This is a genomic window from Marinobacter azerbaijanicus, assembly GCF_030250645.1.
Classification (GTDB): Bacteria; Pseudomonadota; Gammaproteobacteria; order Pseudomonadales; family Oleiphilaceae; genus Marinobacter; species Marinobacter azerbaijanicus.
Window position 1 is genome coordinate 1 of the sequence record NZ_JASSVS010000056.1, and the last position, 2,177, is coordinate 2,177.

Sequence of the window (2,177 nt, forward strand, 5' to 3'; positions counted from 1 at the left end):
CCACCGGGCCGACGCCGGTCATGAACGGCGCGAAACGCTGCTTGAGATGCGGGCCGTATTCGACCTCGGCGGCCATCGCGAACAGCACGTTGCAGCCGCCCAGTGGCGTTAGCTTGGCCTCACCGGAGTCATCGACCCGGGAGTAGGAAGGAGTGGGGTTGTTCATCGATGCTTCTTGCCTTGCCATGGGGTACCGCGCACCAGTGTACTCTTGGCGTGCTGGGCTACGTCAGTTTCCGCACCTCGGCCTCGCCGGGCATCAACGCGTCGCCGTTGCCGGCCTTGGGTGCCATGAAAGGGATGGGCTCGCCCGTCTTCCTGTCGACTAATCGAGAGTGTCGCTCTCCCCGCGCAAACAGATGGCGCTCCCCCCATTGGCGCAAAGCCACTACGACGGGAAACAGGCTTTCACCCCGTTCCGTCAGCACATACTCCTTGTAGGCGGTGCCATCCGATGCTGGCCGGGTTTCCAGGATGCCCGCTTCGACCAACTGGCGCAGGCGGTCGGACAAGATGTTGCGTGCGACACCCAGGTTGCGCTGGAAGTCGCCGAAGCGGTTCGTGCCATCAAAAGCATCCCGCACGATCAGCAGTGACCATCGATCACCGATGACATCGACGGAGCGTGCCACGGGGCAGGGTCCGTCATTCGCAGGTTTGCGGCGAGACATGGAGCCCCCTTCGATTTCATGAGCAATGTGGTTGCATTTTAAAACTTGATGGTCCAGCCTTCAATCAGTTTCAATTTAAAACCAGATTGATGGAGTGATGCTCATGAAGGCTCCTTGCATCTCGACCGCATCGCTGTGCCATGACAATGCGCCCGTGCCGCATAGGGACATGTCGCGCGGCTTGGTACTGCTGTTTTCCGTTACCAGTGGCTTGAGCGTCGCCAATGTCTATTACGCGCAGCCACTGCTGGATGCACTGGCCCTGGAATTCCGTATCAGCCACGCGGCCGTCGGTGGCGTGATCACGGCGACGCAGGTCGGGTGCGCCTTGGCCTTGCTCCTGCTCGTGCCGCTGGGAGACCTGGTGGATCGTCGCCGCCTCATGGCCGGGCAGTTGCTGGCTCTGGTGGTCGCGCTGAGCGTCGTGGGATTGGCACAATCCGCCTCGGTGCTGCTGGCCGGCATGCTCGCCGTCGGCCTGCTGGGCACGGCGATGACGCAGGGGCTGATCGCCTATGCGGCCAGCGCTGCCGGGCCCCACGAGCAGGGCCGTGTGGTCGGCGCGGCACAAGGCGGCGTGTTCATTGGATTGCTGCTGGCCCGCGTGTTCGCGGGCGGCGTCAGCGATCTGGCCGGCTGGCGTAGCGTGTACTTCTTGGCCGCCGCGTTGATGCTGGCCCTCGCGGTACCGCTCTGGCGGCTGCTGCCGGCGCTTGCTGCCGCACCGGGCAACATGCGCTATTCGCGCCTGATTGCCTCGATGCTGGAACTGCTACGAGAAGAACGGGCGCTGCAAATCCGTGGCGTGCTCGCGCTGCTGATGTTCGCGGCCTTCAATATCTTCTGGAGTGCACTGGTGCTGCCGTTGAGCGCGCCGCCCTACGAGTTCTCGCATACCGTCATCGGCGCCTTTGGCTTGGTCGGCGTGGTGGGCGCGCTGGCCGCTGCGCATGCAGGCCGGTGGGAAGACCGGGGGTTCGGCCAACGCAGCAGCGCGGCTGCACTGGTGGTACTGCTGCTGGCCTGGTGGCCGTTGTCACTGATGGAGTGGTCGCTATGGGCGCTGGTGATCGGGATCGTGTTGCTGGACCTCGGCGGCCAGGCGCTGCACGTAACCAACCAGAGCATGATCCTGCGCACCCGGCCGGCGACGCACAGCCGCTTGATCGGCCTCTACATGCTGTTCTACGCGGTCGGCAGTGGGTTGGGGGCGATCGGTACGACTGCCACCTACGCCCATGCCGGCTGGCAAGGCGTCTGTGCCCTGGGCGCGGCGGTCAGTCTGCTGGCCCTGGTGTTTTGGGCGGCCACCCGGCAGTACATGCCGGACCCCACGCCACAGCTTGAAACGGGAACCGGAAGGCAATGAGGAACGAAGCGGGCACTGCGTCACGCTCATGCTTCGACCTCATTCGTGCCTCAGGCATCGCTATCGTTGCCGACCGTTTGGATGACTTCGAACCCTTCGAAGTTCGGCGGGCCCAGGTAGAGCCCCTCGCGCTTGCT

2 protein-coding genes are annotated in these 2,177 nt (G+C 64.2%); one reads left to right on the forward strand and one right to left on the reverse strand.

Annotated features, from left to right (window positions below; all coding sequences use genetic code 11):
- Window positions 1–224: 224 nt before the first annotated feature.
- Window positions 225–671 carry a winged helix-turn-helix transcriptional regulator gene (locus tag QPM17_RS23525; protein WP_285394170.1) on the reverse strand — a complete coding sequence of 149 codons (447 nt, stop codon included), beginning with the start codon at window positions 669–671 and terminating at the stop codon, window positions 225–227.
- A 103-nt stretch (window positions 672–774) separates the two neighbouring features.
- Here QPM17_RS23525 and QPM17_RS23530 point away from each other — a divergent pair, with 103 nt between their 5' ends.
- Window positions 775–2,040 carry an MFS transporter gene (locus QPM17_RS23530; protein ID WP_422732801.1) on the forward strand — a complete coding sequence of 422 codons (1,266 nt, stop codon included), beginning with the start codon at window positions 775–777 and terminating at the stop codon, window positions 2,038–2,040.
- The last annotated feature ends 137 nt before the right edge of the window (window positions 2,041–2,177 follow it).